This is a genomic window from Paeniglutamicibacter sp. NPDC012692, assembly GCF_042901625.1.
GTDB lineage: Bacteria > Actinomycetota > Actinomycetes > Actinomycetales > Micrococcaceae > Paeniglutamicibacter.
In genome coordinates this window covers 64,037-76,072 of the sequence record NZ_JBIBDE010000006.1, presented here as the reverse complement: position 1 = coordinate 76,072, position 12,036 = coordinate 64,037, and the positions used below count along the sequence as shown (strand labels likewise).

Annotated in this window: 13 protein-coding genes; 2 read left to right on the top strand and 11 right to left on the bottom strand. The window is 63.6% G+C overall.

The features are described 5' to 3' along the window. Positions 1–787 precede the first annotated feature (787 nt). From ACFY5D_RS18200 to ACFY5D_RS18185, 4 genes are all read right to left on the bottom strand, one after another. Complete coding sequence (locus ACFY5D_RS18200) at positions 788–1,705, bottom strand: GNAT family N-acetyltransferase (RefSeq protein ID WP_387533127.1); 918 nt, start codon at positions 1,703–1,705, stop codon at positions 788–790. 4 nt (positions 1,706–1,709) lie between these two features. Further along, complete coding sequence (locus tag ACFY5D_RS18195) at positions 1,710–3,095, bottom strand: glycine--tRNA ligase (protein ID WP_387533124.1); 1,386 nt, start codon at positions 3,093–3,095, stop codon at positions 1,710–1,712. Between the two features lie 191 nt (positions 3,096–3,286). After that, positions 3,287–4,279 (bottom strand): DMT family transporter, encoded by a 993-nt coding sequence (locus ACFY5D_RS18190; protein WP_387533121.1) that lies wholly within the window; start codon positions 4,277–4,279, stop codon positions 3,287–3,289. Next, positions 4,276–5,256, bottom strand: coding sequence for a DMT family transporter (locus ACFY5D_RS18185; RefSeq protein WP_387533118.1), 981 nt, complete (start codon positions 5,254–5,256; stop codon positions 4,276–4,278). The genes ACFY5D_RS18190 and ACFY5D_RS18185 overlap by 4 nt, the downstream gene beginning before the upstream one ends. Positions 5,257–5,400: 144 nt before the next feature. Here ACFY5D_RS18185 and ACFY5D_RS18180 point away from each other — a divergent pair, with 144 nt between their 5' ends. Beyond that, positions 5,401–5,628, top strand: coding sequence for an RNA-binding S4 domain-containing protein (locus ACFY5D_RS18180; protein ID WP_209995825.1), 228 nt, complete (start codon positions 5,401–5,403; stop codon positions 5,626–5,628). A gap of 32 nt (positions 5,629–5,660) precedes the next feature. On the opposite strand, the gene ACFY5D_RS18175 is transcribed toward ACFY5D_RS18180, so the two are convergent. The 3 genes from ACFY5D_RS18175 to ACFY5D_RS18165 all read right to left on the bottom strand — a co-directional run bounded on the left by ACFY5D_RS18175 (position 5,661) and on the right by ACFY5D_RS18165 (position 7,832). Further along, positions 5,661–6,011, bottom strand: coding sequence for a GntR family transcriptional regulator (locus tag ACFY5D_RS18175; RefSeq protein ID WP_387533115.1), 351 nt, complete (start codon positions 6,009–6,011; stop codon positions 5,661–5,663). Beyond that, a complete protein-coding gene (locus ACFY5D_RS18170; RefSeq protein WP_387533112.1) occupies positions 6,008–7,069 on the bottom strand; it encodes a hypothetical protein in 1,062 nt (353 codons plus the stop codon). Before ACFY5D_RS18170 ends, ACFY5D_RS18175 begins: the two co-directional genes overlap by 4 nt. 106 nt (positions 7,070–7,175) lie before the next feature. Continuing rightward, positions 7,176–7,832, bottom strand: coding sequence for an alpha/beta hydrolase (locus tag ACFY5D_RS18165; RefSeq protein ID WP_387533109.1), 657 nt, complete (start codon positions 7,830–7,832; stop codon positions 7,176–7,178). Between the two features lie 203 nt (positions 7,833–8,035). On the opposite strand from ACFY5D_RS18165, the gene ACFY5D_RS18160 reads away from it, so the two are divergent. Beyond that, positions 8,036–8,878 (top strand): tyrosine-type recombinase/integrase, encoded by an 843-nt coding sequence (locus ACFY5D_RS18160; protein WP_387533106.1) that lies wholly within the window; start codon positions 8,036–8,038, stop codon positions 8,876–8,878. On the opposite strand, the gene ACFY5D_RS18155 is transcribed toward ACFY5D_RS18160, so the two are convergent. From ACFY5D_RS18155 to ACFY5D_RS18140, 4 genes are all read right to left on the bottom strand, one after another. Then, the gene (locus ACFY5D_RS18155; protein WP_387533103.1) at positions 8,875–9,129 is read right to left on the bottom strand and encodes a hypothetical protein; all 255 of its coding nucleotides are present in this window, start codon (positions 9,127–9,129) and stop codon (positions 8,875–8,877) included. The two genes, ACFY5D_RS18160 and ACFY5D_RS18155, sit on opposite strands and share 4 nt — an antisense overlap. Next, positions 9,116–9,343 (bottom strand): hypothetical protein, encoded by a 228-nt coding sequence (locus tag ACFY5D_RS18150; protein ID WP_387533101.1) that lies wholly within the window; start codon positions 9,341–9,343, stop codon positions 9,116–9,118. The genes ACFY5D_RS18155 and ACFY5D_RS18150 overlap by 14 nt, the downstream gene beginning before the upstream one ends. A gap of 12 nt (positions 9,344–9,355) precedes the next feature. After that, the gene (locus ACFY5D_RS18145) at positions 9,356–9,886 is read right to left on the bottom strand and encodes a LysM peptidoglycan-binding domain-containing protein (protein WP_387533098.1); all 531 of its coding nucleotides are present in this window, start codon (positions 9,884–9,886) and stop codon (positions 9,356–9,358) included. Positions 9,887–10,031: 145 nt separating this feature from the next. Then, a complete protein-coding gene (locus tag ACFY5D_RS18140; protein WP_387533095.1) occupies positions 10,032–12,032 on the bottom strand; it encodes an SGNH/GDSL hydrolase family protein in 2,001 nt (666 codons plus the stop codon). Between the last annotated feature and the right edge of the window lie 4 nt (positions 12,033–12,036).

Genomic DNA, 12,036 nt, shown 5'->3' with positions numbered 1-12,036 from the left:
GCACTGTGTATGTCGGGGAACCCGGCAGCGCAAATCAGTGGATGCCCCCGATCGTGCTCCGGAGCATCGCGGCCATCATGCGGTTCTTAGCCAGGGTCGTGGTTGTGTGAATCGTCAACTCAAAGTAGGCCTTTCCGGTGCCAAAAAGTAGGCCACCCCGGCATCTATTCAGGCCATTTTGGTGTCTCACCATCTCATCGGGGCAGTCGCCACCCGATGGGACTCGGCACGGAACCGCAACAGCCACCCGCGATGAACCCGCCGACAGATGACGGCAGCTGCCGAGGTTCCATCAGCGGACACGACTTCCCGACGAGAATTCCACGTTGGTGGCCTTGGCGTGACAGCGTTTCGCAAGGCCATCGGAGGTGATGCGGAAAAGGCGTCCGGCTCCCCCGGTATTGATTGGCCGGCATCCGGCGAGGCCTCCTCGGCTATCGCACCAAGACCCGGCAGGGCAGCAGTCGAGGAAAACGGCCGCAGCCGACACGGACGGTACTCGGCAAAACCCGCCGACGCGGCTCACGCGGGACGTGGAATTGCAGCGGGCGGAGCCGGTTTGCGGTGTCTCCCGCCGCTCATTGCGATGCCTGTGAACAACCTGTCATCGAGTCGGCAGTTCCTTGGATGGGGGCGGAATCGACCTCCTCTTCGGGGCAGTGCGAAGTGAAGCGAGCCTTTGCGCTCCGCTCGCGAAACCGTCAGGTGGGTAGCTCCAACGAACATGGCGCCGGCTGGTTCCCCTCAAGGGATCCGGCCGGCGCCATGGTTGTGTGCGTCGCGGAGGCTACGCGGTGGCCACGATCGTCGTGGTCGAGATGGCCGTGGCGTGGTCCGCCCCGATCAACACGTCGACCAGCGAGGACAGCACGACCATTGAACCGTCGACCTCCAGCTTCACCGGGTACTGGTGTGCCAGCATGGCGAGCATGCCGCGGATCGGCTCGGCCGATTCCTCCTCGCCCAGCTCCGGATTCCAGCCCAGCAGCACGTCGGCGGGCGCATCCACGCGCGCCGGGGTGTAGCTGATGGCGAAGGAAAGGATCTTCCCGCCCTTGGCCTTGGGCTTGTCGCGGAACACGATGACGCCCTGGGCGCCGGTGGCGTCGTCGAGCAGCATCTTCTGGGCGCTGCCCAGCGTCATCTCCGCGTCGTCCCACTGGTGGGTCGCGTTGTAGAACTCGACGACCAGCTTGGTCAGCTCCACCGAACCGGTGGCGATGTCCTCCAGGGTCAGCCCGTCGTCATCGAAGACCGGAAGCGCCAGGGCCCCGGGTTCGACGACGACATCGCGGGCCACCTGGATCTGCTTCATCCCCAGCGACTCGCAGAACCCGGCCGCCGCGGCGGCGTCGGTTCCGGCGGTCCGCGTGTAGCGGGACTTCAGCTCCGGGGTCTGCCCGGCAGGGACCAGCGCGCGCAGGCGTTCCACCAGCTCGGTGGCGACACCGGTGCGGCGGTGCTCGCGGGCGACCTCGACGTACAGCCACAGGCGCCGCGGGTGCAGCGTCGAGGCAAAGACGACGCCCGCGGCAACCGCGATGCCCTGGTCCGTGGCCACCAGGCAGCGCCCGAAGGGCGCGTCCGAGTCGGCACGGAACATGGTGCGGTCCTGGTGGGCGTGCGGGGACGCCGGGTCGCCGAAGATCTCCAGCAACGCCAGGTCGTCCCCGTCCCGCCAGGGCCGGAATTCAAGCTCTGCCATGTGACTAGGCTCCGTTGAGGCGCTCGGCCAGGTAGCTGCGCACCTGGTCCAGTGCCACGCGTTCCTGCGTCATGGTGTCGCGCTCGCGGATGGTCACTGCCTGGTCCTCGAGGGTGTCGAAGTCGACGGTGATGCAGAACGGGGTGCCGATCTCGTCCTGGCGGCGGTAGCGGCGGCCGATGGCGCCGGCGTCGTCGAAGTCGATGTTCCAGCTCTTGCGCAGCTCGGCGGCAAGAGCCTTGGCCTTCGGGGACAGGTCCTCGTTGCGCGAGAGCGGCAACACCGCGGCCTTGACCGGGGCCAGGCGCGGGTCGAGGCGCAGCACGGTGCGCTTGTCCACGCCGCCCTTGGCGTTCGGGGCCTCGTCCTCGACGTAGGCGTCGACCAGGAAGGCCATCATCGAACGGGTCAGGCCGAAGGACGGCTCGATCACGTACGGGGTGTAGCGTTCGCCGGTGGCCTGGTTGAAGTAGGACAGTTCCGTGCCCGAGCCCTTGGAGTGACTGGTCAGGTCGTAGTCGGTGCGGTTGGCGACGCCCATGAGCTCGCCCCACTCCGAACCTTGGAAGCCGAAGCGGTACTCGAAGTCGATGGTGCCGGCCGAGTAGTGCGCGCGCTCGTCCTCGGGGACGTCGAAGCGGCGCAGGTTCTCTTCGTTGATGCCGAGGTCCAGGAACCATGCCCAGCAGTCCTCGACCCACTTGTCGAAGAACGCCGGGGCGTCCTCGGGAGCGGTGAAGAACTCGATTTCCATCTGCTCGAACTCGCGGGTGCGGAAGATGAAGTTGCCCGGCGTGATCTCGTTGCGGAAGGCCTTGCCGATCTGGCCGATGCCGAACGGCGGCTTCTTGCGCGAGGCGGTGAGCACGTTGTTGAAGTTCACGAAGATGCCCTGGGCGGTCTCCGGGCGCATGAAGTGCAGGCCGGCTGCGGTGTCGACCGGGCCGAGGAACGTCTTGACCAGGCCGGAGAAGAGCTGCGGTTCGGTGAACTGGCCCTTGGTGCCGCAGTCGGGGCAGGCGATTTCGCTCATGCCGTCGACCGGCTGGCGCTTCTTCTTGGCAACGAAGGCCTCGATGAGGTGGTCTTCGCGGTGGCGCTTGTGGCAGGAGGTGCACTCGACCAGCGGGTCGGTGAACGTCGCTACGTGGCCCGAGGCTTCCCAGACGGCCTTGGGCAGGATGATGGAGGAATCGAGGCCCACCATGTCCTCGCGCCCGCGGACGAAGGTCTGCCACCATTCGCGCTTGATGTTTTCCTTGAGCTCGGTGCCGAGGGGTCCGTAATCCCATGCCGAACGGGAGCCACCGTAGATCTCACCGGCCTGGAAAACGAAGCCGCGCCGCTTGGCGAGGGAGATGACTTGATCGAGCTTGGACTGAGGCGCCATAACAACTCCAATGATTCACGAGGCCGCTGGTTGCGGTCCGTAGGGCGAAAAACATACTCGATAAGCCTAACGTGAATAACCGCCCACGCCAGAGTGTTTCCCTCGGGGCCAAATCATGACGTTGGGCACGGGCTTAATGCCTTGCCGGGTTCGGGGTTCGGCCGTCGAGCGCAGCATGGTGCGCACCCACGTCAGCGACGAGGTTTCGGGCGCTTGCTTCCGGCCATCGATGCCAGAGCGACGGCGCCCAGCGTCAGCAGCGTGCCGCCCACGGTCGCGGCGTTGACCAGTGCGCCCGGCGCAGGCAGGACCAGGTCGATCAGCAGCGAGCCAACGAGTTGCCCGCCGATCATGCCCAAGCCCGTCAGCAACACGCCCAGGTGCTTGACCAGGAATGCCGAAAGGCCAATGAATACGCAGCCCAGGGGCCCTCCCAGGTAGTACCACCATTGCGTGGGCAGCGGGTTGGGAACGCCGGTGAACGGCAACCGAACAAGGAGGATGACGCCCAGCATGATTGCCCCCACCGCGAAGTTCATGAGCGTTGCCGCAACCGGGGTTCCGTAGGTCTGGGCCTGCACGCCGTTCATGGCGGACTGGAAGCCCATGAGGAAACCAACCACGACCGGCAGCAGAAGCGGCACCAGCAGGGTCGCGATGGCTTCGCCGCTTGCCATGCGCGGGCTGACCGCCCACAGCACCCCGACGATCGCGAGGACGGCACCCACGGCGCGCAACGCGTTGATCTTCCGGCGCCCGCCGGGGCCGAACCCGATGCCGTCCACCAGCATGGATCCAATCGTCTGCCCCGTAACGAGCGCAACGGTAAACAGTGCGACGCCGACCAGCGGGACCGTCAACGACTGGGTGACCACAACCATCGCGCCGACGCCGCCGGCGACCAGGTACCAGCGCGGAAAACGACGTTCACGCAAGGCCACGGGAATCAGCTTCGCCCCGGCTCGGGCACTCGGCAGGAAGATCGAAACCGCGACCAGCAGGACCAGCCCGGTGGTGAAGCTGACCAGTGAAGCGGCCACCGGGTCGCCCAGGTGGGTGCCCAGCGCGCCGTTGACGCGGCTTTGGATGGGCATGACCAGACCAGCCAGAATTGCGGCCAGCAGATAGACCGGGCCGAGGCGTGCCTCATTTTTTGTTGCGGCCACGGACAGGGAAGTACTCACGATGACTTGCTTGCTTTCCATTGTGGGCGCCCGTTGGGGCGCCATGAGGCGATGAACACTGCCACGAGGGTCAGCAGGGTTCCGACGATTTCGCTGGCGCCGACGCGCTCGGGCTCAAGCAACAGGTCCATCAGCAGCGAACCCACGAGTTGCCCGGTCACCAATCCGATGCCCAACACCAGGGAACCGAGCTTCGGAACCAGGCTGACGCCAGTGACGACAAAAAGGATGCCGAGCGGACCGGCAAAATACATCCACCACTGCGGCGCTTCGGCAAAGCCGAAGGATTCGACGCCCAGCAGGGCAACGACGGCCATCGCCAGCAGCAGCCCGCCGACTGAGGCCAAGTAGTTGATGGTTGTTGCTGTGGCAGTCGACCCGTAAGCCTGCCCGGCCCGCCCGTTCATTGACTGCTGGAAACTCACCAACAACCCGGCGACGATGGCCACGACCAGCGCAACCGGCGCCATGGGGTCTTCGGCGGCGCGCGCACCTGTCCCCCACGCGGCTATCGATGCGCCGACTACCAGGAGGCCGGCGCCGGCCAGGCGCTGCCGGGTGATGGGCTGGCGCCCCGCGGGGCTGAAACCGATCACGTCGATGAGGATGCTCGACAGCGTTCTTGCCCCGACAACCGCGACGGCAAAGAGCGCAAGCCCGATGCTCCCCACGCTCATGGCCTGCGCGACGATGTAATAGGCTCCGATCAAGCCCGCCAAAACGAAGTAGCGGGGAATACTGCGTTCGCGCCACACCGTACCGGCTTGCTTCCAGCCCCGGCGGGCGGCCGGGATCGAAACACTGGCGAGGAGCATGCAGGCCAGGGCAGTCGATGCACTGAGGATCGCTGCCGGCAGGAATCCTCCCAGTGGCCCAGCCGCACTCGAGGTGATCAGGGCCTGGAGTGGCATGAGCATGCCTGCGGAGCCGGCCAGGGCCAATGCACCGGCGACTGCGCGGGGTTCTGGACGTGCCACTCTTCTCCTTGGAACGGGATGCCTACCTAGAGAAACGTACTCCCACCATTCGCGGGGCTCGGCATTCTGTCAGCTACGCCACAAACATTGGCGTCATCATCACTTCATGCACATCGCATCCGGATGATGCGCGATGATTGATGCATGGCAAATTCCGAGGTATTCCACATTCAGATCCGCGACGAATCAATCCGTCTGGGACAGCTGCTCAAGCTGGCGTCCCTGGCAGAGGACGGCTTGCACGCCAAGCAGATGATCGAAGACGGACTGGTGAAGGTCAACGGCGAGATCGAGACCCGTCGCGGTGCCCAGATCCGCAATGGCGACACCGTCACCGTAAACGGCGAATCGGTCCAGATCGAAACCGCTTAGTTCCCTTTTCAGAACACGCCTTGTGGCGGTCCCTAGGATTTCCAGGCGGCCGCCACAAGTCTTTGAAGTTCGTCAAGGTTCAGGCCGGCAGACCGTGCCTTGCCGGTCAGCGCCCGCACCTCTTTCAGCAGGGGCACGTCCAGCACCTGCCCCGGATTCACGCGCGTCCCGTTGGCCCTGCCGGCGCGGACCAACCCGGCGGTTTCCAGTTCTTTGTAGGCCTTGGCCACGGTTCCCGCCGCGACTCGAAGGTCGCCGGCGAGTTGCCTGACCGTAGGCAATCTTGCATCGGCGGCCAGCTCGCCCGATTGGATCATCGCGGCGAGTTGGGCCCGGATCTGTTCAGCGGGGCCGCTTGGGTGGGCCGGGTCCAGCGTGATCACGCGGTTGCGCTTTCGATGGACTTTCGACGTATCGGCATGATCGTAGCCCCGATCCACCCAACAAGGTTTGCCAGCAGCAGAACCCCGGTGACACCAAGCAATAATCCGACACCGGCGAGCGACATCGCCAAAGCTGCGTGGGCAGGGTCAAGAACGGAATCGGGAATCGCGTCGTCGTCATAGACCTGCCCGATCGCGTACATGGTGTTGTAGCCGGCGTTAACGATGGAGGACGCCGACAGGACCACCAGGGGCACCGCCTGGAAACACAGTAAAGCACTCAGTCCGGTACTGAGGACGTATCCGTTATGGGTGCGAACGGCATGATCGAATCCCTGTAGTCCGGTGCTTCGCAGTCGCGGACGACGTGCATTGACGTTGAGTGCCCACAACGTGAGGATGCCCGCAATGACCAACAATCCCATGACGGGGAGGCCGTAATACCAGCCTGGGAACGGACCAGTTGAACCATCGGACATGTGTATTTGAGTCACAACCGAGTTTTCATCCAACTGCGCACCATTCATGGAAACATATGGGAGGTCACGGTAGAGGCCCTTCTCGTCGGGACCCGAAAACATCCCCGCAACGAGCAATCCCCCAAGCGTTCCAATCAGCAACACTCCTGGCAGCACAATGCCCCATGCCGGTCCAAACATTCCGGTCGAGCGCGGCGTTAGGTCCGCGCTGATGCGTCCCGACGGAGCTGGATCAGCGGTCGGGAATTCATGGGGAATCCGCCAGAAGGCATAGACAGCGGCAGCGAGCACCGCCATGATCGCCGGAGCCGCGACCATTAGCAGGCCATAAGTTCTGGGGAACGCTTCCGTGAAAAAAATTGCCACGGCCGCCCCAAACGCGGCTGCGCCAAGCGCCGCCAAGTTGCGGGAGCGAAGCGTCCGCAACACCTTACCGACGACCACTGCCTCGGCGTCGGAGCTCGCGGCAGCCAAGGCGGCCAGGTCGTCACGCCGCTGGGACAGGACCCTTCGGCGAACCAGCATGAGTACGGCTATGCAAAAGCCAAGCAGCAGGAGCATGGAGAGCAGGTTTAGCATGCGCATTCCTCAGAACGGAGGGAAGCACAAAAACCTCCCACTTGTATCAATGAAACAATACAAGCAGGAGGTGCATCCTTGTGTCAACAAGATGATACAAGGCGTTTTAGACGGAGGCACCCTTCAGCACCACGTGCGTCAGGAACTCGTGCACGTGCGCCATTTCCTGCGCGTTCACCGAATGCAGCATGTTTGCATACAGCACCTTGGTGACATGCACGTTTTCGGTGGCCCAGGCATGGGTGTACTCAACCTTGTCGTGCGTGATGACGGGATCCGCCTGGTCGCGACCCCAGAACATCGGCGTCTTGATGCCCGCAAGTTCCTCTTCCTTGAAGAATCCGGAATCATCCCCGGGCACCGCGAAGCCCGAGAGACCAATGACGGTAGAGATCGCCTGCGGCTGGTGACGCAGCAACGAAGTTGCCACCGCCATGCCCATGGAGAACCCAAGCAGGCTTACGGAGGAGTGCTGCTTGGCGACGGGCTCCAGCCAAGCCCACAAGTCCGCAACCGATTTCTTGACCGCATCAAACGAATAGTCCAGGTCCTGCATGAGCGGGAACCAGGTGAAGCCAGGGCCAAGGGCCTGCGGGGCTCGCACCGAGACAACGGTGAATTCGTCGGGCAGCATGGGAGCCAGCCCCATGAGGTCTTCCTCGTTGGACAGGTATCCGTGCAAGAGCACCAGCAAGGGCGTTCCGGCTCGCTCGGATTCGGGGCGCGACCAGATGACAGTGGGGTTCCAGGTATTTTCACTCACCCATCAAGTCAACCAGAATCCATGCACCCTTGGTGTCGCCACGTAACCTACGCTTAGGTATCTCGACACCAGAAGTCGCGGGATGCATGGTAATTCACAGTTCAAGGTGGCTGTGTAATCGCGTGTCACGACTCGCAGGACGGTTCAATTACAGTTCGGAAAAATCCGACCAAATCAGCGTAGAAAATAGTACTGATTAGGGCATGGAAGATAATCACTTGCTCGATGCCTGGGGGCACTGGCAACGGTCGGCAAACCACACCGCGCAGACGATCATCAAGCGCCGTGAAGCCCTTGAACACTTCTGCCGATTCACCGGGACTACGCTCCACGGGTACACCACGCACGACGTGGTGAAATTCCTATCCCGCGACGGGCTGGCACCGAACAGTAGGGCCACCTACTACCGGCATCTGAAGTCGTTCGCGTGCTTCGCCGTCGCGGCTGGCCACCGAAAAGACAACCCCGTATTGGCTGCACCCAAACCACGGCCCAAGGCCACGTTGCCCCGGCCCGTCACGCCGGCCGGCCTGCAAGCCCTCCTTGACCACGCCGGCAACCCCAGCACGTACATGATGGTGCTGCTAGCAGCATTTCAGGGCATGCGCGTGCACGAGATCGCAAAGGTGCACGGCCGTGACGTGGACAGGTACGCCGGCAGCATCGAAATCTCTGGCAAGGGTGGTAAACACGCGATTCTGCCGCTGCACGCTGAAATTGGGCGGCTTATGGATCTGCATGCTGACAAGTTTCCCGGGACCGGCTATTGGTTCCCCTCCCCTACCCGCCCCGGTCTGCACCTTCACACCTTGAGCGTGTCTGCGCGGCTCAAGCGCGCCATGGACGCGGCCGGCATCATAAACCGAACCCCGCACAGCCTGCGGCACTACTTCGGCACCACGCTGGTGCGTAACAACGTGAACATGCGAGTGGTGCAGGAGCTCATGCGCCACTCGTCGCTTCAATCCACGCAAATCTATGTGGCCGTAGACGACGAAGAGCAGCGTGCCGGAATCGACACGCTGCTACTCCCCCAATCTGCCTAGCCGAACTTGAGCAGCAGGCCCACGGCTGCGACTATCAGAGCGCCTATGATGGTGCGGCCAGCCCACTTCACCCACGACTCTAGGGACGCTATGCGCTTCTCGAGTGCGGTTTCGATGCGCTTGAGGTCGGCCCATTCGGGCCGGCCGGCCACGGCGTTGGCGAGGTTAGTAACCTGCTCGGTGAGCTTGATCAGGTTGCGGTTTACTTCGCCCAGGGTGACTGTCTCGGCCTCGGTGCTAACCGGCGACACGCTTGCCGCTCCCCGGTCGCACGAGCCAACCGCCCAGTGCGGCGCCACCGCCGGCCAGCAGCACCGGGATAGCTCCCTCCACGAGCGTGGGCACGTCGATGCCGGTGGTGGCTTCGAGAATCCAGACCAGCACTATGCCGGCCGCGCCGGCCGTGGTGGCTCCGGTGGTGGCTCCCTTGCTGACGGGGCCGTAGGTTCGAGGTTGTTCTGCCATGGTGGTGCCCTCCTAGAGCTTGATCTTCTGACCCACGCGGATCAGGTCGGCATCTTCGATGCTCGGGTTCTTCTTCATCAGCTTCGCCGTGGTGGTCTTGTTTCGCACGGCAATGGCACTAAGGGTGTCGCCGGCCTTCACGGTGTAAACCTTGGACGGGGTCGGCTTGGGGGCCGTGTAGACGCGTACGCCGTTCAAGTCCTCCGTCCAGCCCAGCAGCTTGTGCCCTGGTAGCGGCACCGGCACGGTTTCCACGGTGCCCTTAGCGGTCACGTTGGTTCGCATCTTCCCGCCGCCCAGATACAGGGCCACGTGGCCGGCTGGCTCCCCGCGCACCTCGAAATGGATGGGCACGCCTGCAGGGATGCCGGCGAGTCGGTTGGTTTCGTGCTTGTACTGGGCGTTGGCCCACGACTTCGCGGCCGTGGGGTATTTCGCGCCGATGCCGAAGCATGTGCGGACAAAGACAAGGCACAACCCGGCGTAGCCGCGCGTGATGGTGTTCGCGTGGGCAATTGCCTGTACGGGGGTTCGGGTGCTCATGATGGGTTCCTATCTTCTGGGGGTTCGGTTTCCTGCGGCACATCTGCGCAGATTGCACAGGTGCCGGTGGGAATGAATGGGTCTATGTCCACGTGGATGGGTTCGCCGGCTTCGTCAATGGCGTGGCCCTCGGCCCTGTACTTGCTCATGCTGGGATGCTCCCTACTGCGGTTCCCGGTAGCGTCGTCGGCCACACTTCATCGGTCGTGAAATCAAGGGTTCCCTGCAGAGCGTTTAGGCCCGTGCCCGGGACGGTGGGGCCTACTCGCAAGCGTGAAGTCTGATAAACAGAAATTTCGTAGTTTATGGGGCCGTTGACGTTTGCGAGATAGTGTTTCTTCCGCTCCGAATACCACGTCCTGAATCCTGGGGGCAGGAAGTTTGCCGGTGTGAGGTAGTTGCCGGCAGGTGCCCCGGCAAGGAATCCAACACCCTCAAACCGCACGTATACCGTGTTGTTCACGCGCCGGTATTGGATAGTGCCGGTGCCGTCCGTCCATAGCCCATCGACAGCGCCCTGACCCACTGGGGGTGTGGTGGTTCGCCATCCGGTGTCTCCATAGATCAGTTGCTCGCGGTTGTTGAGGTAGTCCCAGATTTTGACCACGCGGCCAGATGACTGGTCGATGGTGTACTTCTGCGGCGGGCTGACCACGGGGCGGGTGATGGCGGCGGCCTTGGCAGTGGAACCGGCGGTGTTGGTGTGGGTGCCGTCCGCGTTGAAGTCGGTTCGTATCGTTTCGTCATCGTCGGATACGGCCGCTGACTGGTCGAACAGGTCATGGATGCCCAGGGGCATGGTGCGCAGCCACGTGTTGTAGAGCCGGCGCAGCGTCTCGTCGCCCGTGTTGCGCGGGTGGATGGTCACCGCGTAGATGTTGCGGGAAATCACCTGTGCGGCAATGCCGGCCACGATCACGGCGTTGGCCTGGATGTCGGGCAGGCTGGCCCCCGCCGTGTACAGGTCGTTGGAACCCAGCGAGAGAATCAGCGCGTCGGCCCGGTCGTATTTGGCCCACTTGCCCCACTTGTGGTGGGCAGGGTCGTTCCACACCGACAGCGTGGTGCCGGGCTGCGCGTAGTGCACCGGCAACGCGGCCACGCTGCGGCAATGGATGGACAGCGGCGAATCCAGCATGGGCAGGGTGGCACCCACGCCGGCGGCACCCGATGAACCGAGTTCGGCAATCACCGGCGTGGCTCGGGGAACCTCGGCTTCAATCCACACGCTGAATGGCGCGGTGGTGGAGCGGGTGAGCGTCGGGGCCGTTACGCCGGCATCACCCGGCGTGGTGTTGCGGAAGCACCCGGCAGTTGACTGCGTATTGGGTTGGGCGGCGGTGTTCGTGAACCCCAGCGAAAGCAACTGGGCTTGGCCGGCGGTGAGTTCCGAAGTAATCCACGGCCCCACGTACTCGCTGCCGTCTGCCGGCGTCGTGAACGCATTCATGACCTTCTGCGGGGAGCCGGTGAACGTCCCGTTTGAATGTGAGCCGGCACCCGTCCACGCGCCGGTAAACGAGACAGCGCCCGGGTAGACGGTGCCGGAGCGGTCGTTGATGTTCTGGACGTGCAGACGCCAGCGGCCGATAGGGACAGCGAACTTCAGCGGGTAGCGCAGCGTCGCGGCCGAAATGGTTTCGGTACTGCTGGCGTTAGCCGGGGCCGACAGTGCCAGAGGCACGGCCTTGAACCCGGCGGTCGGTGTCGGAGCTTCCTTCACATCGCCCTGGAAGAGATGCTTTTGCCATGGTGTCCACCCGGTGCCGCTGGTCGGGGAACTGTTGCACACGTAGGTGTCTGACCGGTACACGGTGATTGTGGTGAGTTCAAGCGTGGTGGTGGTGTTGAGCGTGCGGACGGTGAGCACGAACGCGGCCGGGGCCGCTGCCACCTCTTGGGGCAGGTTCGGCAGCGTGGCGGCGGTCGAGGACAGCAGGCAGGCATACACGCCGTCTTTGCCGGCTCCCTCGTAGCTGTAGAGGTCGGTGTTGGCGGGGATGGTGCCGCGCTTGAACTTGTTGGCGTTGATCAAGTCAAGGGTGGTCTTTGCGTTTTCCCGCACAGCGTCGTCGCCATACTTGATGTAGTCGCTGCCCTGGGGCATGGTGAACCCCGCGGCGACGGCTTCGGCATCGGTGGCCATGTTG

What these genes read in the sequence shown, in the direction of transcription:
- ACFY5D_RS18200 (WP_387533127.1), bottom strand. Translation starts at nt 1,705, where the DNA reads ATGGCAGAGCTTGAATTCCGGCCCTGGCGGGACGGGGACGACCTGGCG.
- ACFY5D_RS18195 (WP_387533124.1), bottom strand. Translation starts at nt 3,095, where the DNA reads ATGGCGCCTCAGTCCAAGCTCGATCAAGTCATCTCCCTCGCCAAGCGG.
- ACFY5D_RS18180 (WP_209995825.1), top strand. Translation starts at nt 5,401, where the DNA reads ATGGCAAATTCCGAGGTATTCCACATTCAGATCCGCGACGAATCAATC.
- ACFY5D_RS18170 (WP_387533112.1), bottom strand. Translation starts at nt 7,069, where the DNA reads ATGCTAAACCTGCTCTCCATGCTCCTGCTGCTTGGCTTTTGCATAGCC.
- ACFY5D_RS18160 (WP_387533106.1), top strand. Translation starts at nt 8,036, where the DNA reads ATGGAAGATAATCACTTGCTCGATGCCTGGGGGCACTGGCAACGGTCG.
- ACFY5D_RS18150 (WP_387533101.1), bottom strand. Translation starts at nt 9,343, where the DNA reads ATGGCAGAACAACCTCGAACCTACGGCCCCGTCAGCAAGGGAGCCACC.
- ACFY5D_RS18145 (WP_387533098.1), bottom strand. Translation starts at nt 9,886, where the DNA reads ATGAGCACCCGAACCCCCGTACAGGCAATTGCCCACGCGAACACCATC.
- ACFY5D_RS18140 (WP_387533095.1), bottom strand. Translation starts at nt 12,032, where the DNA reads ATGGCCACCGATGCCGAAGCCGTCGCCGCGGGGTTCACCATGCCCCAG.